The sequence below is a fragment of the Klebsiella sp. EMBS2024 genome (genome assembly GCF_036233805.1).
Lineage (GTDB): Bacteria > Pseudomonadota > Gammaproteobacteria > Enterobacterales > Enterobacteriaceae > Klebsiella > Klebsiella pneumoniae.
Map to the genome: position 1 here is coordinate 2,349,043 of NZ_JAZARW010000001.1, position 17,106 is coordinate 2,366,148.

Here is a 17,106-nt window from a genome sequence, read left to right on the forward strand (position 1 = left end):
CCATCGCCAGGTAAAAGCGCGGCGCGCCCTGGCCGATATAGCTGGTGACAATCTTCGCCTCCGGCTGCCGCTGCAGCCAGTGCTCAATTTTCGCCGCCGCGGCGCTGGTCTGGCTAATCGACGACCCGTAAGGCAGCTGCACTTCAACCAGCACTTCCGGACGATCGGAGGTGGGGAAAAACTGCTTTTTCACCACGCTCATGCCCAGGATCGCCACGATAAACAGCGCCACCACCCCGGCGGCCACGCGCCATTTGTGAGCAATAACCCGGGTCAGCAGACGACGGAAGCGCTGATAGCGCGGGGTGTCATACAGCGCGGCGTGGCCGGCCGCCGCGGGCTTTCTGTCCGGCAACAGGTGCACCCCCAGCCAGGGGGTAAAAATCACCGCCACAATCCAGGAGGCAATCAGCGCGACACCGACGATCCAGAACACATTGCTGGCGTACTCCCCGGCGGTGGACTGCGCAAATCCATTGGGCATAAAGCCCACGGCCGTCACCAGGGTACCGGCCAGCATGGGCGCGGCGGTATGGCTCCAGGCATAGGCCGAGGCTTTGAGGCGGTCATACCCCTCTTCCATTTTGACCACCATCATTTCGATGGCAATGATGGCATCATCCACCAGCAGCCCCAGGGCGAGGATCAGCGAGCCGAGAGTGATGCGGTCGAAGTTTTTGCCGGTCGCCTCCATCACCACAAACACCACGGCGAGGGTTAAAGGCACCGCCGCCGCGACCACCACGCCCACGCGTCACCCCATGCTGACAAAGCACACCGCCATCACCACCAGCAGGGCGACAAAGAATTTGATCATGAACTCATCGACCGCGGCGCTGATATTCACCGACTGATCGGTCACCTTGGTCAACGACATGCCGAGCGGCAGGCTCTGATTGATGCTGGCCGTTTCGGCATCCAGCGCTTTTCCCAGCGCCAGACCATTCCAGCCCTCACGCATCACNACCCCCAGCAGCAGCGCCGGTTCGCCCTGATGGCGGATCAGGAAGGTGGCGGGATCTTCATATCCCCGCTCAACCGTGGCGACATCGGCCAGTTTCAGCGTTCTGCCCCCGGCAATAATCGGCGTGTCGCGGATCTGCTGCAGGCGGTCAAACGCCCCATCGAGGCGGATAAAGATCTGCCCGCCCCGGGTCTCGATAGCCCCGGCGGCGGTCAGTACATTCTGGCTGTTCAGCGCGGCAAAAATCGCCTCCGGCGAGAGACCCAGGGTGGCGAGACGGTCATGAGAAAACGAGAGATAAATGCGCTCCGCCTGTTCGCCGAGGATATTCACTTTTTTCACCCCGGGTACATGCAGCAGCTGCTGGCGCAGGGCTTCGGCGTCACGCACCAGCTGCCGCGGCGGCTCTCCCCGCGCCTTCAGGGCAAAGAGCGCAAAGGTGACGTCGGCGAATTCGTCATTCATCATCGGGCCGGAGACGCCGGCAGGCAGATTTTTCGCCTCATCGCCGAGCTTCTTGCGCGCCTGATAAAACTGCTCCGGCACCTCGGAAGGCGGGGTCTGATCCTGCAGCGACAGGGTTATCAACGCCATGCCCGGGCGGGTATAGGTCTCCGTGCGATCGTACCACTTTAGCTCCTGGAGCCGTTTTTCCAGCGGCTCGGCGACCTGATCCTGCATCTCCTGCGCGGTGGCGCCGGGCCAGACGGTAATGACCGTCATTTGCTTGACCGTAAAGGGCGGATCTTCCGCTCGCCCGAGTCCGAAGAACGCCACCAGCCCGGCGACGGAGATTAGGATAATCAAAAACAGGGTCACCGACCGCTCGCGGACGGCCAGCGCGGAGAGATTAAAACGCCCGGCGCTCATGGCTGGCTCCCGGCGGCATTATGCTCACGTCGTTCCGCCAGCCGCACCGCCTCGCCCTGGTGCAGAAGATGGGCGCCCAGGGCGACGATCGGCTCGCCGGACTTCAGCGGGCCGGTCACCTGCGCGGTTTCATCATTCAGGCCGAGCACGGTCACCGGTTGCCAGGAGACGGTGGCCGGACGAGAGGCAATGCGCCAGACGCCAGGGCCGTTACCCGGATCGTAGACCGACGCCAGGGGCACCTCCAGCACCTGGCCTGGCGCCTGGTCGTTGCCGATGCGCAGGGTCACGGTAGACCCCAGCGGGGCATTCGCCAGCGCGCCGTTCAGCACATAGCGCGCTTCAAAGGTGCGGGTGGTGGCGTCAGCCGCGTCCGAAAGCAGGCGCAGGGTCGCCGTGACCGGCTGAGATTCGCTGCCATAGCGTGTCGCCAGCGCCTCGCTGCCGACCGCCGGGCGCAGCGTCTCCGGCAGTTGCACCCGCGCCTCGCGCTGCCCCGCCCGCGCCAGGCGGATCACCACCTGCCCGGCGCTGACCACCTGCCCCGGCTCAGCGAGGGTTTCCACCACCACGCCGTCAGCATCCGCCAGCAGTCCGGCATAGCCGGTGGCGTTTTGCGCCACATTGGCCTGCGCCTGGGCCGCGCTGAGGTCGGCTCTCGCCGCCTCTGCTGCCGCGTTAATCTGGTCGAATTCCGCGGCAGAGATGACGCCGCTCGCCACCAGGCCGCGATAGCGGGCCAGATCGTTGGCCGCCTTTTTGGCTCGCGCCCGCGCGGCATCTACGGCCCGCTGTTGGGACTGCGCCTGCAAGGCTAGATCAGCCGGATCCAGGCGCAGCAGCAGCTGACCGCGCTTGACGCTCTGCCCGGTTTCCACCCGCCGTTCAAGCACTTTTCCCGCCACCCTGAAGCCGAGGTCGCTTTGGGTTCGGGCCACTACCACGCCGGTAAAGGCCCGCGAGCCAGCCTCCGCGCGCTCGACGGTCGCCACCCGGACCAGCGGCGGCCGGATGCGGGGGTCGTCATGATCGGCAGGTTCGCCGCAGCCCGCGAGGGCCAGCGGCAGGAGGCAGACGGCAAGATGGACGGCGTTGAGCCTGAGCATGGGTCACCTTAATGAAAAGACCGGATGGTGACCGCATTCTCAGACTAGTGACCAATAAAGTCAATAGTCACTAATCAGGGGGAGAGACTTCTCAGGATCAGGGAGGCAAGCAGCACCGCCGCGGTGGGCGCGGTGTCGAGATTGTATTGCAACTGCACCGGGTTGATGAAAGGACACATCACCATATAGACCGCCAGGGTCGCTTCATCCAGCGGGGTTTTGCGCTCGAACTCGCCCGCCTGGCGGCCTTCGACAAGGATTTGACCAATCAGCTGCTGCAGATGACCGGCATACTGTTCCGTTGAAGGCCATTTATCGCGCGCCGCGACGGCGGCGATGTCGTACAGTTTGCGATCCTCGAAAAACAGTTCACTGCCGGCCTCGGTCAGCGCCCGGAACAGGCGGCGCAGTTTCTCGCTGGCGGACGGCGCATCGGCGATGGCCGCGCTGACGGCCACCATGATCTTCTCCAGCCGGCTGGCGCAAATCGCCTCGCCAATCGCCTGCTTGGAGTCAAAGAATTTATAGATATAGGCTTTGGAAAAGCCTATCGCTTTGGCGAGATCGGTGACCGTCGTTTTCTCATAGCCATAGCGACTAAAGTGCGCCATGGCCGCGTCAAGAATCTGGTCCCGAACGCTGTGGTCATGGGGACCACGGCTTGCAGGGGTGGGGGTATTTTTCGTCATCCGTTTAGCTTAATGCGATCGCTATCGTTTGACAACGAGTGACGTTATTATGATTTGGTCACAATAACACCCCGCTCTGTGATCCTCTTGCCGCGTTACGCCTCACCCGCCTCTTGGTTTATCGCGCCGGCGGGCAGACAACCCAGGCCTTGCAGCGTCTGATACACCGCGCTGTCGAGCGGGGTATGCGGTTCCGCGCCTAAAAAATCAACCAGTTTATCGTTGCGCAGGCGTACCGGCAGACGCCAGAGATAGTGCATCTCGACCATTTCGCGCAGGGTGGCATTGAAGGGCGCCGCCAGCTTCACCAGCCACCAGGGAAAAGACTTCACTGCCGCTCGGCCGCCATAGCGGGCGACCACCCGCTGGATCGCCTGACTCATTTCGCTGCCGTCCGGGTCCCAGTGGCCCTGCATATGAAAGCGGGCGAACGGCTCAAGCTCATGCCTGCGGGCCAGCAGCGCGGCGATGGTGGCGGCCACGTCGGGCAGCCAGGCCCACTGATGCCCCACGCCGATCGCCCCCGGGTAGCTAATGATGCGGGGAAGCTGACCAGGCTTGACCAGCCCCTGCGAAAACCAGTTATTTCCGGCGCGTGGACCAAAAAAATCGCCCGCCCGAACAATCAACGCCCGGCCGCCGCGCTGCACGTAATCCTTCAGCGCCAGCTCCATCGCCACCCGGATGGCGCCTTTGCGGGTCACCGGCTGTTGTGCGGCCTCTTCAGCAATCAGCGGAAAGGCATCCGGTCCATAGTTGTAGACCGTGCCGGGCAGGACTACAAGCGCCCGCTGCCGTTCGGCGGCCTGCAGGGTGTTGTGCAGCATAGGCAGTACCTGTTGCCGCCAGTGCCGGTAGCCCGGCGGATTCACCGCATGGACGATGACGTCGCAACCGGCAGCCGCCGCCGCGACCTGGCCGCCATCCAGCGCGTCGCCGGCTATCCACTGTATGCCATCTTCGGGATCACGCATCTGGGCGCCGCGCTTCAGCGCCCGAACCTGCCAGTTGTCTGCCACCAGCCGGCGCGCCACTTCCCCGCCGATGCCCCCGCTTGCTCCCAGAATAAGTACCTTGCCGCTGCTGTTCATCCTCTTTCCCCGTTCGCTAATGGATGCTTGACAGCCTACCTGCGGCTCATATCAAATGAAATTGCATACCATCGTCGAACGGCTATACATATTTGTATGAATACCTCTATTCCCTGGGAGTGGTACCGAACCTTTCTCGCCGTCCTGCAGGAAGGCTCTTTATCGGGCGCATCGCGCACCCTGAACATCACTCAGCCGACGGCGGGGCGCCATATTGCCGGGCTGGAAACCGCCCTCGGCCAGGCCTTATTTACCCGCTCGCAAACCGGCCTGCTGGCGACCGACGCGGCGCTGGCGCTGCGGATGCACGCCGAGGCGATGGACAACACCGCCCGGGCGCTGGAACGCACGGCGGCCAACTTTAGTCGCGACAGAGCCGATCTGCGTGGCGTGGTGCGGGTGGCCGCCAGCGAGGTGGTCGGCGCGGAGGTGCTGCCGCCGCTGGTTGCCCGGCTCAGGCAAGCGTGCCCGAATATCGTCATCGAACTGATGCTCTCCAATCGATTTCAGGATCTGCTTCACCGGGAGGCGGATATCGCGGTGCGGATGGTCGCCCCGCAGCAGGAGCAGCTTATCGCCCGCCGTCTCGGCAGGATCGAGCTTGGGTTACATGCCACCGCCACCTACCTGACGCGCCAGGGCCTGCCCACGACCCTCGACGATCTGGCCAGCCACGCGCTGATTGGTTTCGATAGCGCCACCCCACTTGTTCGCCGGGCGCTGCAGGCTTACCCTCGTTTTCAGCGTGAGGCCTTCGCGATGCGGACCGATAGCGACCTCGCCCAGTTGAGCCTGATTCGCGCCGGAGCGGGGATCGGCATCTGCCAGGTGCCCCTTGCGGATGGCATTATTCCCCTGCAGCGAGTGCTGGCGGCCGACTTTTCTCTGTATCTTGATACCTGGCTGGTAATGCATGAGGATCTGCGCCACAGCCCTGCCTGTAAGCGGGTATTTGATTTTCTCGCCCAGGGGTTGCAGGCGTATATTCGTGGCCCACTGGCGAGCTGACCCACCCCATCGCGCGGGCATTTCATTGCCTGCGGAAATAGTCACTCATTGACACTGTAAATATGGCATTGTATAAAACCCCGCCCCAATAATGAGTTTCATTTGCATTACTCCCATTTGCTGGTCATCCACTCGCCTGTTTACAAGGATAGCGTTTAATGAAGAAGGTCCTTTGCGCGTTAGGCTTGATGTTCACCGCCGTCAGTTCCGCGCTGGCAACAACCTACCCCCTGACGATTGAAAACTGCGGCTATCAGGAGACCTTCACCCGGCCGCCGGAGCGCGTGGTCGCGCTGGGGCAAAATACGGTCGAAATTTTGCTGCTGCTCGGGCTGCAAAAGCAGGTGGTCGCCAGCGCCTTCTGGCCGACCAGCGTTTTACCGCAGCTGGCTGAGCAAAACGCGAAGATTAAAACCTTGACGGTGGAAATTCCGAGCCTGGAATCGGTGCTGGCGCAAAATCCTGATTTCGTTCCCGCCCAGTTGCCGCTGCTGCTGGGGCCGGAAAGCAAAGTCGCCAGGCGTGAAGATCTCGCCACCGTCGGCGTGAACAGCTACGTTTCACCGGGGATGTGCGCCACTAAAAAGGCCACCGGCGATATGTACGGCAGCCGGCAAAAGCTGTGGGATATGACCTGGCTGTATCAGGAGATTAGCGATTTCGCCCGCATTTTCAACGTCGAAGATCGTGGTCAGGCGCTAATTGCCGATTTCAAAAAACGTGAAGCCGACCTGCGCCAGGAGTTTGGTAAAAGCAAAAAAGATCTCTCCTTCGTCTTCTGGTTCTCCAGCGCCTCGCCTTCGGCCGATGCCTATGTCGGCGGTAAAAACAGCGCCTCCGGCTTTATCGCCAGCGTGCTGGGCGGTCATAATGCGATAACCTCCGAGACCGAGTGGCCCACGGTGAGCTGGGAGAGCATTATTGCCGCCAACCCGGATGTGATCGTGGTCGCCAGTCTGGACCGTAACCGCTGGGCGCTGGATAAGGCCGAGGAGAAGATCAAATTCCTCAAAAGCGATCCCGCCGTCAGCCAGCTGGAGGCGGTGAAAAAAGGCCATATCGTGGTCATGGACGGTCAGGCGATGAATCCAACCATTCGCACGCTTTACGGCGCGGAACAGGTGGGCGAGCAGCTGAGAAAAATGGGGCTGAACTGATGAGCGTCGCCGCGATTGAGACGCGCCGCAGCATACTGCTCACCGGCTGGTGTGTACTGGCAGCGATCGTGCTGGCGCTGGTGATCGCTGTGGGCGTCAGTGTTGGCGAGCTGGCCATCCCGCTGCAGAATGTCTTTTACGCTATCAGCAACAGAACCGGCTTAACCGCTGAGCCTCTCAACCGTATCTATGAGAGCGTAATCTGGGATTTCCGCCTCAGCCGCGCGCTGGTCGCCGCCTGCTGCGGCGCAGGCCTCGCTATCTGCGGCGTCGTGCTGCAAAGCCTGCTGAAGAATGCCCTCGCGGAACCCTACGTCCTCGGCGTCTCCGCCGGGGCCTCCACCGGCGCGGTATCGATCGTGGTGCTGGGCCTTGGCGCTGGCGCAATTTCCCTCTCGGCCGGGGCCTTTGCCGGGGCCTTCGCCGCCTTCGCCTTTGTCGCCTTGCTGACTAACGGTGCGCGCGGCGGTAATGAGCGAACCATTCTGGCGGGCGTCGCCGCCTCGCAGTTATTTAACGCCATCACGGCCTATACCATCAGCACCTCCGCCAGCGCGCAGCAGGCCCGCGATGTGATGTTCTGGCTGCTGGGCAGCTTCAGCGGCGTTCGCTGGCCCGAATTCCAGTTGGTCATCGTGGTGGTGCTCGCGGGTCTGGCGGTCTGCCTGTGGTATGCCCGGGCGCTGGACGCGTTCACCTTCGGCGACGATGCCGCCGCCTCGCTGGGGATTGCTGTGCCGCGCGTGCGCCTGATCCTCTTCACCACTGCGGCGCTGATCACCGCCACCATCGTCAGCATGGCCGGCTCAATCGGCTTTGTTGGCCTGGTGGTGCCGCACGTGATGCGTTTCTTCTTTGGCCCGCTGCACCGAACGTTGCTGATCGCCAGCGCGCTGGCAGGGGCGATATTGATGGTACTGGCGGACATCGCGTCGCGCCTGCTGATTGCCCCGCAAAGTCTGCCCGTTGGGGTAGTAACCGCCCTGGTTGGGGTGCCTTTCTTTGCCGTGATTATCTACCGCTCAAGGAATAAGTGATGAGTATTTGCGCTGAAAATATCACCTGGAAGGCAGGCAAAAAGGTCATCGTCAATAATGTCTCGCTGCGGGTGCCGCGAGGCGAAACGGTCGGACTGCTGGGACCCAACGGCTGCGGCAAATCCTCGCTGCTGCGCGTTCTGGCGGGCCTGCGCCGCCCGGATGCAGGTCGCGTCACCCTCGACGGCCAGGATATCGCCCGGATGGCGAAAAAGCAGCTCGCCCGCCGCGTGGCTTTCGTCGAGCAACACGGCATGACCGAGGCCAATATGCGGGTGCGCGACGTCGTGCGCCTGGGACGCATTCCCCACCACTCTCCGTTCTCAAACTGGAGCGCTCAGGATGACGAGGCGATTGCCGCCGCGCTGCAGCGGGTAGCGATGCTGGAGAAAAGCGAACAGGGATGGTTAAGCCTCTCCGGCGGCGAGCGGCAGCGGGTGCATATCGCCCGCGCGCTGGCGCAGAGCCCGAGCGAAATCCTGCTGGATGAGCCGACCAACCATCTGGATATACATCATCAGATGCAGTTAATGCAGTTGATCAGCGAGCTGCCGGTAACCAGCATTGTGGCCATTCACGATCTTAACCATGCCGCGATGTTCTGCGATTCGCTGATCGTGATGCAGCAGGGGCAGATCCTCGCCAGCGGGACGCCGGAGGAGATTTTGTCCGAAGCGCTGCTGTGGGACGTTTTCCGGGTGAAAACCAAAATCGAGATCTCCCCTTACCACGGCAAAAAGCACATTCATTTCATCGTTTAGGTTGGGCGGATATGCCTCTTTTCTCCCTGCGCCCTGCGGCAACCCTCTGGCCTCCGGTGTTACTGGGAAGCCAGTTCGTTTTTAATATTGGCTTTTACGCGGTCGTTCCTTTCCTCGCCCTCTTCCTGCGCGACGACATGCTGCTCTCAGGCGGACTTATCGGCCTGATCCTCGGGCTGCGTACTTTCTCCCAACAGGGCATGTTTATCCTCGGCGGGACGCTGGCCGACCGCTATGGCGCTAAGACGATCATTCTCGCCGGCTGCGTCGTTCGCGTCGCCGGTTTTCTCCTGCTGGCGTGCGGGGCGTCGCTGTGGCCCATTATCCTCGGCGCCTGCCTGACCGGCGTCGGCGGCGCCCTGTTCTCCCCGTCGATAGAGGCCCTGCTGGCGCGGGCCGGCACCCTCAGCCAGGCCAACGGGAAACGCAGTCGCGCCGAGTGGTTTGCGCTGTTTGCGGTATGCGGTGAACTGGGAGCGGTGATCGGCCCGGTGGCCGGAGGCGTGCTGAGCGGGATCGGCTTTCGGCATATCGCCCTCGCCGGCGCGGGAATATTTCTTCTGGCGCTGGCGGTGCTCTTTTTCTGTCTGCCCGCCGACGGGCACACGACAACAACGCGCAGACGAGTCCCATGGTGGACGCCTTTGCGCCAGCCGCGCTTTGTCGCGTTTATTCTCGCCTACAGCTCATGGCTGTTGAGCTACAACCAACTGTACCTCGCCCTGCCGGTGGAGATCCAACGTTCCGGCGGCCGCGAGCAGGATCTGGCGCCGCTCTTTATGCTGGCCTCGCTGTTGATTATCACCCTCCAGCTCCCTCTCGCCCGCTTCGCCCGGCGAATGGGCGCCGTGCGCATCCTGCCGGTGGGCTTTCTGCTGCTGTCGGCTTCCTTTGCCAGCGTGGCGTTATTCGCCGCCGCCCCACACGCCGAAGGTTGGCTGCGGTTAATGCCGGCGGCTGGTTTTGTCACGCTGCTCACCCTCGGCCAGATGCTGTTAGTGCCCGCAGCCAAGGATCTGATCCCGCTGTTCGCCGAGGAGTCGACGCTGGGCGCCCACTACGGAGCGCTCGCCACCGCAGGAGGGTGCGCGGTGTTAGCCGGGAATTTACTGCTCGGTCATTTGCTTGACCTGGCGCTCATTCCGTCGCCGCAGGCGGTTTATCCCTGGCTTTTGCTGGCGCTGTTTCCGCTGTGCAGCGCCGTCGCCCTGCGGGCAATCTGTCGCCCGCTGGCGGCAACATGACGCAGAGCGGGCGACAGCCCGCTCTGGAAGTGAACCGACGATAAAGTACACCGCCTGGGGAAGATAACGGGCGCGCCCCGCCTTACTTTGCCGCCAGCTCGCGACGAATAATCTCGGCGCCGGCGCTCAGGGCGTGCAGTTTGCCGGTCGCGACATGGCGCGGCAGCGGCGCCATACCGCAGTTGGTGGACGGGTAGAGTTTGTCGGCATCGACGAACGCCAGCGCCTTGCGCAGGGTTCCAGCCACCTCTTCCGGGGTTTCGATAGCATGGCTGGCGACATCGATCGCCCCGACCATCACCTTTTTACCGCGGATCAACTCCAGCAGATCCATCGGCACGCGCGAGTTGTGGCACTCGAGAGAGATAATATCAAGGGACGATTTCTGCAGCTGCGGGAAAGCCTCTTCATACTGTCGCCACTCGGAGCCCAGCGTCTTTTTCCAGTCGGTATTGGCCTTGATGCCATAGCCGTAGCAGATATGCACCGCTGTCTCACACTTCAGCCCTTCGGTGGCTCGTTCTAAGGCGGCGATCCCCCAGTCGTTGACCTCATCGAAGAAGACGTTAAAGGCCGGCTCATCGAACTGAATAATATCAACCCCCGCAGCCTCTAACTCTTTCGCTTCCTGATTGAGGATTTTGGCAAATTCCCAGGCCAGCTTTTCCCGGCTTTTATAGTGGTTGTCATACAGCGTGTCGATCATGGTCATCGGGCCCGGAAGCGCCCATTTGATCGGCTGACTGGTGAGCTGCCGCAGATAGCGAGCGTCCTCCACGAAGACCGGTTTCTGGCGCTCCACGGCGCCCACCACCGTTGGAACACTGGCCTCATAGCGGTTACGAATTTTCACGATCTCGCGTTTGGCAAAATCCACCCCGCTGAGGTGCTCGATGAAGGTGGTGACAAAGTGCTGCCGCGTTTGCTCGCCGTCGCTGACAATATCGATCCCGGCCCGCAGCTGGTCGTCGAGGGATAACCGCAAGGCGTCGCGCTTGCCGGCCAGTAATTCTTCGCTGGACAGTTTCCAGGGCGACCACAGAGTCTCTGGCTGCGCCAGCCAGGAAGGTTTCGGTAAACTGCCGGCGGTCGATGTCGGAAGCCATGTTTTCATAGTCATTAGCCTTTTATATGGGTTTAGCAAAGCGCGAAATTAGCAGACCATTGCTCAAGCAACGTCTTGTGCGGGTTGATAAAATGTTGTTGTGTAAATTTCCCCTGCTCAATCGCCAACAGGCTGCGCTCTTCCCGGTCATAGACGATTTTTGTTAATGAATGATCCAGGTGGCTGAGATTGGGCTGATAGTATTGCCCCGCCGGGGAGTTGGCATTGTAGATCTCCGGGCGATATATTTTCTGAAACGTCTCCATCGTGCTGATGGTGGCGATCAGTTCCAGGCTGGTGTAATCGCTGAGCAGATCGCCGGTAAAATAAAAGGCCAACGGCGCGACGCTGTTTTTTGGCATAAAATAGCGTACCTGCAGCCCCATTTTGCTGAAATAGCGCTCGGTCAGCGAGACGCCTTCCTGAGCATATTCAATGCCGAGGACCGGATGTTCGTTACCGGTGCGATGGTAAACATCTTTACTGGAGACGCTCAGGCAAATCACCGGCGCCTTGCTGAAGTTGGCGCGCCAGGCGCTGGATTGCACAAAATCCTTAAAGATATTGCCGTGCAGCTCGCCAAAGTTTTCCGGTACGCTGAAGTGACTCTGGTCCTTATTATGTTCCAGAAGCAGTACGCTAAAATCGTAATCCCGCACATAGGAGGAGAAGTTATTGCCGACGATACCGGCATGACGCTCCCCGCTCTTTTTATCGACAATATGCGTTTGCAGGATCTCAATCACCGGGAAGCTGGCGCTATCCTGAGCAATATTCATCTCGACAGAAATAATATCCAGTTCCACCGCATAGCGATCGTTATGGGGATTATCCCAGTGGGCCAGGCTATTAAAACGGTTATTCATCATGATTAACGTATTGCGCAGATTTTCCTCACGGTTCACCCCTCTGGCTAAATTAGCGAAGTTGGTGGTAATACGCGTATTTTCCGCAGGGTTATAATTTTCATCAAACCGGGTGCGCTTAATCGTATAGGTAAATTTATTATTCATGGCGATTGTCCATCCTGATGGCGGGCATAAAGCGAACCCGGCGGAATACTCTCCACCAGCCTGGCGACGCGGAGTCAGGCCGGGCGCGCTTCAACCGGTAAATGTTGTTGATTCGTTAATGAACCTATTTTTGCCAGAGTCAGCGCTGGAGGGAAAGCGACTTAAATTCAATGCAACATGAGCCATCCTCATGTTGCTCCAGGCGGTGGCCGATGGCCGACGCAGGCCGACAATATTAGTCAATAAACGTTTGTTCAATGGATGTCGGCAGGGTACACTCTTTAACCACTATAAGATGGGCNNACCTGCCCGCCGTACCCGTTTAGCTGGAGCTTTTGTCGTACAGAATGATTGTTGATATCAGTATTATGTCGATGTGCATGGCCGTACTGCTGATTATGAGCGTACTGCTGAATTAAGAGGCTCCCGAACGCAATGACACTCGCTCTCATCTGACCTCCACATTCGCGAGGAAAAAAGAAGATTCAGAGGATTCGCGCCGCCTGGGATTGTTCCGCCTGCCGGCACCCTCTACTCTTTTGGGACTTGCTTATTGAGGAATCCCGGATGAAAAAAGCTCTGCTTGCCCTGTTCGCTATCGCCACCGTTACCGCCGCCAGCGCCTTTGCGGCTGATAAAACCGACGTCCCGGCGCCTGTCGTCGATAACGGAGTCCGCCCGCCGATGGAGAGGGATCGTGGCCCCCTGCCGCCGTTCCCGCCGCAGCTTCCGCCGCACAGACCGGTGCTGTTTTCAGCCACGGTAGCAACCGATACGCCAGCGGAAACCATTAACAAACTGACCGCGCTGATCCCCGCCGGCCAGGCGAAACACTACGAAGTGCACGTTGAGGTGGTGCCGGTTGGCGAGGGAACCGACAGACAATAGCCCAGGGGAGATCTACGCTGTCATCTGTCAGCAATAAAAAAACTGCCGCATATCGCGGCAGCTTTTATGTACTTATTTACAGCTGAGCAGCTGAAAATTAGCTACGCACTTTCCGGTAGATAAACAGTACCACCAGCGCACCGATAACCGCTACCACGAAGCTGCCGAAATTAAACCCATCGACCTTGCCAAAACCAAACAGGGTACTGATCCAGCCGCCGACCACGGCGCCGATGATCCCCAAAATAACGGTCACGATAAATCCGCCGCCATCTTTTCCCGGCATAATCCACTTGGCTAAAATACCGGCAATAAGTCCAAAAATGATCCAGGAAAGAATACCCATGGTTAACCGTCCTCTTGTTACCTTTAAGCATTTAGTATTGAAAAGAGTAGCATAAATAACGAGAGTGGATCGGTAATAATATAAATATTAGATAATTCCCTGCCGACGCCCGGCTGATCTTGTGACAACCTCTCTGGCTCTGGCAGGCCGGCTCTCGCTTATTACCTTAAAAAAAGGGAGGCTATTCGCCTCCCGCCATGCGGCTTATATTACCGCGGTGGTTAGTCGTGATGAACAACATAACCGCGACTGTTCGTCGAAGATTTCAATTTGCCAGACCTGATGGCGCGTCCCGACGTGCAGCGCTTTGCAGACGCCGCGCACCCGGCCCCCGCGCGCCGAACGGATGTGGTTGGCGTTAACCTCCAGCCCCACCACCTTTTGTTCGCCTTCGCTGCACAGATAGCCTGCCACCGACCCCAGGGTCTCCGCCAGCACCACCGACGCTCCGCCGTGCAGCAGGCCAAACGGCTGCTGTGTGCGGCTATCGACCGGCATAGTGGCCTCCAGCGTATCGTCGGTAACGGTCTCAAAGCGAATATCGAGCAGCCCTACCATGTTCCCCTCACCGAGCCGGTTGAGCTGCTCCAGCGTGGCCTGACGTTTCCAAATCATCCGATTATCTCCAGTAACGCCTGCAGCGGGTGGCGAACGCCGCTGCCTTCAATACGCTTCACCTGACTGCGGCAGGAGTAGCCCGTCACCAGACAGCGGTTTCGCGGCAGCCGCTGCATCGCCTGCTGCCAGGAGAGCGCGTAAATGGCCAACGAGTTGGCGTGGTTTTTCACTTCATGACCATAGGTGCCAGCCATCCCGCAACACCCAACGCTGACGTTTTCCAGCTTCGCGCCGAAGTGGGCAAAAATATCTGCCCACTGCTTTGTCGCCGCCGGTAGCGCGGTCACTTCGGTACAGTGACCGAACAGGTACCAGGGCTCACCGCCCAGATCGGGACGGGCGTCGCTGGTTAGGGCCTTCGGCAACCACTCATGGACTAACAGCACCTGGAAATCGCCGCGCTTGTCGCCGAGCGTCTGCTTGTACTCATCGCGGTAGCAGAGCACCAGCGCCGGATCGACGCCCACCAGCGGCATGCCCAGCTGCGCCACGCGGTTGAGGAAGTCCGCCGTCTTCTGCGCGGTGCGCGCGAAGCGGGTGAGGAAGCCTTTGATATGCTGCGCCTTGCCGTTCGGCGAGAACGGCAGGAGCACCGGCTGATAGCCTAAGGCCTCGACCAGACGGATAAAGTCGGCCACCACCTGGGCGTCGTAGTAGCTGGTGAAGGGATCCTGCACCACCAGCACCATCTTCGCTTTCTGCTCGGCGCTCAGCGCTTCGAGCTGCTCAAGGGTCATATTGGCGGAGCGGTGGCCGGCCATCTGCTGCTTCAGCGACGGCGCCGAGAGCAGCGGCAGATCGACCATCCCGATATGCTTCTCCGACAGCTTTTTCAGCCACGGCTGGTTAATAAAAAAGTTAAAGGTCTTCGGCGCCTGCGCCATCAGCGGCGCATAAGATTCGACCGAGGCCACCAGATGATCGCGCACCGGCCGCAGATAGCGGCTGTGGTACAGCTGCAGGAAGCGCGAGCGGAACTCGGGAACATCGATTTTGATCGGGCACTGGGTCGAACAGGCTTTACAGGCCAGACAGCCGGACATCGCCTCTTTGACCTCATGCGAGAAGTCATATTCGCCTTTGCGCGCATGCCAGCTGTTGCGCGTGCGCGCCACCAGCGAGCGCAGGCTGACGCCCTGCTCCGGCAGCGCCTTCTCCAGCTGGTTGGGATCGACGCCGCGGTCGGCCAGCAGGCGCAGCCATTCCCGCACCAGCGTCGCCCGCCCTTTCGGCGAGTGGATGCGCTGGTTGCTGACTTTCATCGACGGACACATCGGGCTCTTGACGTCAAAGTTGAAGCACAGCCCGTTGCCATTACACTCCATCGCCCCACGCCAGCTGCTGCGCACCGCGATGGGGATCTGCCGATCCCAGGTGCCGCGCTTCGCCGCATCGACTTTCATCATCGGCGCGTCGATACCTTCCGGAGGACAGATTTTCCCCGGATTCAGGCGGTTATCGGGATCGAAGACCGCTTTGATCTTGCGCAGCTCGGCATACAGCGTCTCGCCAAAGAAGGCCGGGCTGTACTCCGCGCGGAACCCTTTGCCATGTTCGCCCCACAGCAGGCCGCCATACTTCGCCGTCAGCGCTACCACCTCGTCGGAGATCTGCTTCATCAGCACCTCCTGCTGCGGATCGCACATGTCCAGCGCCGGGCGCACGTGCAGCACCCCGGCATCAACGTGGCCAAACATGCCGTAGCTTAGGCCGTGGCTGTCGAGCAGCGCGCGGAACTCGACGATGTAATCCGCCAGATGTTCGGGCGGTACGCAGGTGTCCTCGGCGAAAGGAATAGGCTTGGCGGCGCCTTTGGCATTACCCAACAGGCCGACGGCCTTCTTGCGCATGGCATAGATGCGCTCCACGCCTTCAAGATCGTGACAGACCTGCCAGCCAATGACGCCCGCCTCGCTGGCGGCCATCAGCTCGTCCAGCCGCTGGCACAGGGTAGTAACCTGCTGGTCAATCAGCGCCGCGTCATCGCCGGCGAATTCGACGATATTGAGCCCGAGCATCTCTTTATCCGGCACGTCGGTGATCAGTTCGCTTACCGAGTGCCAGACGATATCCTCGCGCGCCAGATTGAGAACTTTAGAATCGACGGTCTCCACCGACAGGGCTTTCGCTTCGACCATAAAGGGCGCATTGCGCAGCGCAGAGTCGAAGGAGTCATATTTGACGTTGACCAGACGGCGCACCTTCGGCAGGCGGGTGATATCCAGCCGCGCTTCGGTAATAAACGCCAGCGTCCCTTCCGAACCGGTTAAAATACGGGTCAGGTCGAACTCGCTCATCTCATCGTTAAAGACGTGACGCAGATCGTATCCGGTGAGGAAGCGGTTGAGTTTGGGAAACTTATCAATGATCAGGTCACGCTGCGCCTTGCAGCGCTGGTAGACCGTGTTGTAGATCCGGCCAACCGTCGAGGGGGTATTGCCCAGCGTCTCCGCCAGCGCCACCGGCACCGCCTGGGTATCGAGGATATCCCCGCCCATCAGCACCGCCCGCAGGCCGAGCACGTGATCCGACGTTTTGCCGTACACCAGCGATCCCTGGCCGGACGCGTCGGTGTTAATCATCCCCCCCAGCGTGGCGCGGTTGCTGGTGGATAGCTCAGGCGCAAAAAAGTAACCATAGGGTTTAAGAAACTGGTTCAGCTGATCTTTGATGACCCCGGCTTCAACGCGCACCCAGCCCTCTTCGGGGTTAATCTCGATGATGCGATTCATATAGCGGGACATATCAACGATAATCCCGCCGTTCAGCGCCTGGCCGTTAGTGCCGGTGCCGCCGCCACGCGGGGTGAAAATCAGCGATTTAAAACGCGGTTCGGCGGCAACGCGCGCCAGCAGCGCCACGTCCGCCGTGGATCGTGGAAAAATGACCGCATCCGGCAGCAGCTGATAGACGCTGTTGTCGGTGGCCATCGTTAGCCTGTCGGCATAGCTGGTGGCGGTATCGCCGGTAAAACCCTGTTGCTCCAGTACCTGCAAAAAATTCAGCACCAGTTGAACTACCCCTGGCGCCTGAGAAATTTGTGGGATCATCACGCTTGACCCTGCCTGACTATGTTGTGTTTGAAAATATTGTGTTGGTGCTAACTAAACGTTTGCGTAGCGCATTCAACTTTTTATCACATTTTTTTCATATGCGCCCACGTGTTTTCTGTGCAAAATCAGCCCGGCAAAATTATTGATATTATTATC

At 60.1% G+C, this 17,106-nt stretch carries 14 protein-coding genes and 1 pseudogene; 6 read left to right on the forward strand and 9 right to left on the reverse strand.

Annotated elements, in window-relative coordinates; translation table 11 throughout:
• The 4 genes and pseudogenes from VZP09_RS10825 to VZP09_RS10840 form a co-directional block, all read right to left on the reverse strand.
• Positions 1-1,834, reverse strand: a pseudogene (locus VZP09_RS10825) (efflux RND transporter permease subunit); the annotation flags it as partial.
• Positions 1,831-2,940, reverse strand: coding sequence for an efflux RND transporter periplasmic adaptor subunit (locus VZP09_RS10830; RefSeq protein ID WP_328795131.1), 1,110 nt, complete (start codon positions 2,938-2,940; stop codon positions 1,831-1,833). The pseudogene VZP09_RS10825 and the gene VZP09_RS10830, both read right to left, overlap by 4 nt.
• A 74-nt stretch (positions 2,941-3,014) precedes the next feature.
• Complete coding sequence (locus VZP09_RS10835) at positions 3,015-3,629, reverse strand: TetR/AcrR family transcriptional regulator (protein ID WP_004143215.1); 615 nt, start codon at positions 3,627-3,629, stop codon at positions 3,015-3,017.
• A gap of 95 nt (positions 3,630-3,724) precedes the next feature.
• Entirely contained in the window at positions 3,725-4,720 is a 996-nt protein-coding gene (locus VZP09_RS10840) for an NAD-dependent epimerase/dehydratase family protein (RefSeq protein WP_328795132.1), read from the reverse strand.
• 96 nt (positions 4,721-4,816) lie between these two features.
• Here VZP09_RS10840 and VZP09_RS10845 point away from each other — a divergent pair, with 96 nt between their 5' ends.
• The 5 genes from VZP09_RS10845 to VZP09_RS10865 all read left to right on the forward strand — a co-directional run bounded on the left by VZP09_RS10845 (position 4,817) and on the right by VZP09_RS10865 (position 9,927).
• A complete protein-coding gene (locus tag VZP09_RS10845; RefSeq protein WP_083565268.1) occupies positions 4,817-5,728 on the forward strand; it encodes a LysR family transcriptional regulator in 912 nt (303 codons plus the stop codon).
• 158 nt (positions 5,729-5,886) lie between these two features.
• Positions 5,887-6,885, forward strand: coding sequence for an ABC transporter substrate-binding protein (locus VZP09_RS10850; RefSeq protein ID WP_004200258.1), 999 nt, complete (start codon positions 5,887-5,889; stop codon positions 6,883-6,885).
• A complete protein-coding gene (locus VZP09_RS10855; RefSeq protein WP_001545318.1) occupies positions 6,885-7,922 on the forward strand; it encodes a FecCD family ABC transporter permease in 1,038 nt (345 codons plus the stop codon). Before VZP09_RS10850 ends, VZP09_RS10855 begins: the two co-directional genes overlap by 1 nt.
• Positions 7,922-8,683, forward strand: coding sequence for an ABC transporter ATP-binding protein (locus VZP09_RS10860; RefSeq protein ID WP_004212506.1), 762 nt, complete (start codon positions 7,922-7,924; stop codon positions 8,681-8,683). The genes VZP09_RS10855 and VZP09_RS10860 overlap by 1 nt, the downstream gene beginning before the upstream one ends.
• 56 nt (positions 8,684-8,739) lie before the next feature.
• Entirely contained in the window at positions 8,740-9,927 is a 1,188-nt protein-coding gene (locus VZP09_RS10865) for an MFS transporter (protein ID WP_167877372.1), read from the forward strand.
• Positions 9,928-10,009: 82 nt separating this feature from the next.
• On the opposite strand, the gene VZP09_RS10870 is transcribed toward VZP09_RS10865, so the two are convergent.
• A complete protein-coding gene (locus tag VZP09_RS10870) occupies positions 10,010-11,041 on the reverse strand; it encodes a methionine synthase (protein ID WP_002909005.1) in 1,032 nt (343 codons plus the stop codon).
• 23 nt (positions 11,042-11,064) lie between these two features.
• Positions 11,065-12,045 carry a DUF1852 domain-containing protein gene (locus tag VZP09_RS10875; RefSeq protein ID WP_023325267.1) on the reverse strand — a complete coding sequence of 327 codons (981 nt, stop codon included), beginning with the start codon at positions 12,043-12,045 and terminating at the stop codon, positions 11,065-11,067.
• Positions 12,046-12,612: 567 nt separating this feature from the next.
• Here VZP09_RS10875 and VZP09_RS10880 point away from each other — a divergent pair.
• Entirely contained in the window at positions 12,613-12,933 is a 321-nt protein-coding gene (locus tag VZP09_RS10880) for a hypothetical protein (RefSeq protein WP_004184563.1), read from the forward strand.
• A 97-nt stretch (positions 12,934-13,030) separates the two neighbouring features.
• Here the strand turns inward: VZP09_RS10880 and VZP09_RS10885 are convergent, their stop codons facing one another.
• From VZP09_RS10885 to ydiJ, 3 genes are all read right to left on the reverse strand, one after another.
• Positions 13,031-13,279 carry a GlsB/YeaQ/YmgE family stress response membrane protein gene (locus tag VZP09_RS10885; RefSeq protein WP_002909014.1) on the reverse strand — a complete coding sequence of 83 codons (249 nt, stop codon included), beginning with the start codon at positions 13,277-13,279 and terminating at the stop codon, positions 13,031-13,033.
• A gap of 204 nt (positions 13,280-13,483) precedes the next feature.
• Positions 13,484-13,894, reverse strand: a complete 411-nt coding sequence (gene menI, locus VZP09_RS10890; RefSeq protein ID WP_002909015.1) for a 1,4-dihydroxy-2-naphthoyl-CoA hydrolase — start codon at positions 13,892-13,894, stop codon at positions 13,484-13,486.
• Positions 13,891-16,947 (reverse strand): D-2-hydroxyglutarate dehydrogenase YdiJ, encoded by a 3,057-nt coding sequence (ydiJ, locus tag VZP09_RS10895; RefSeq protein WP_004175614.1) that lies wholly within the window; start codon positions 16,945-16,947, stop codon positions 13,891-13,893. The genes menI and ydiJ overlap by 4 nt, the downstream gene beginning before the upstream one ends.
• Positions 16,948-17,106: the final 159 nt, after the last annotated feature.

What these genes read in the sequence shown, in the direction of transcription:
- VZP09_RS10830 (WP_328795131.1), bottom strand. Translation starts at nt 2,940, where the DNA reads ATGCTCAGGCTCAACGCCGTCCATCTTGCCGTCTGCCTCCTGCCGCTG.
- VZP09_RS10835 (WP_004143215.1), bottom strand. Translation starts at nt 3,629, where the DNA reads ATGACGAAAAATACCCCCACCCCTGCAAGCCGTGGTCCCCATGACCAC.
- VZP09_RS10840 (WP_328795132.1), bottom strand. Translation starts at nt 4,720, where the DNA reads ATGAACAGCAGCGGCAAGGTACTTATTCTGGGAGCAAGCGGGGGCATC.
- VZP09_RS10845 (WP_083565268.1), top strand. Translation starts at nt 4,817, where the DNA reads ATGAATACCTCTATTCCCTGGGAGTGGTACCGAACCTTTCTCGCCGTC.
- VZP09_RS10850 (WP_004200258.1), top strand. Translation starts at nt 5,887, where the DNA reads ATGAAGAAGGTCCTTTGCGCGTTAGGCTTGATGTTCACCGCCGTCAGT.
- VZP09_RS10855 (WP_001545318.1), top strand. Translation starts at nt 6,885, where the DNA reads ATGAGCGTCGCCGCGATTGAGACGCGCCGCAGCATACTGCTCACCGGC.
- VZP09_RS10860 (WP_004212506.1), top strand. Translation starts at nt 7,922, where the DNA reads ATGAGTATTTGCGCTGAAAATATCACCTGGAAGGCAGGCAAAAAGGTC.
- VZP09_RS10870 (WP_002909005.1), bottom strand. Translation starts at nt 11,041, where the DNA reads ATGAAAACATGGCTTCCGACATCGACCGCCGGCAGTTTACCGAAACCT.
- VZP09_RS10875 (WP_023325267.1), bottom strand. Translation starts at nt 12,045, where the DNA reads ATGAATAATAAATTTACCTATACGATTAAGCGCACCCGGTTTGATGAA.
- VZP09_RS10880 (WP_004184563.1), top strand. Translation starts at nt 12,613, where the DNA reads ATGAAAAAAGCTCTGCTTGCCCTGTTCGCTATCGCCACCGTTACCGCC.
- VZP09_RS10885 (WP_002909014.1), bottom strand. Translation starts at nt 13,279, where the DNA reads ATGGGTATTCTTTCCTGGATCATTTTTGGACTTATTGCCGGTATTTTA.
- menI (WP_002909015.1), bottom strand. Translation starts at nt 13,894, where the DNA reads ATGATTTGGAAACGTCAGGCCACGCTGGAGCAGCTCAACCGGCTCGGT.
- ydiJ (WP_004175614.1), bottom strand. Translation starts at nt 16,947, where the DNA reads ATGATCCCACAAATTTCTCAGGCGCCAGGGGTAGTTCAACTGGTGCTG.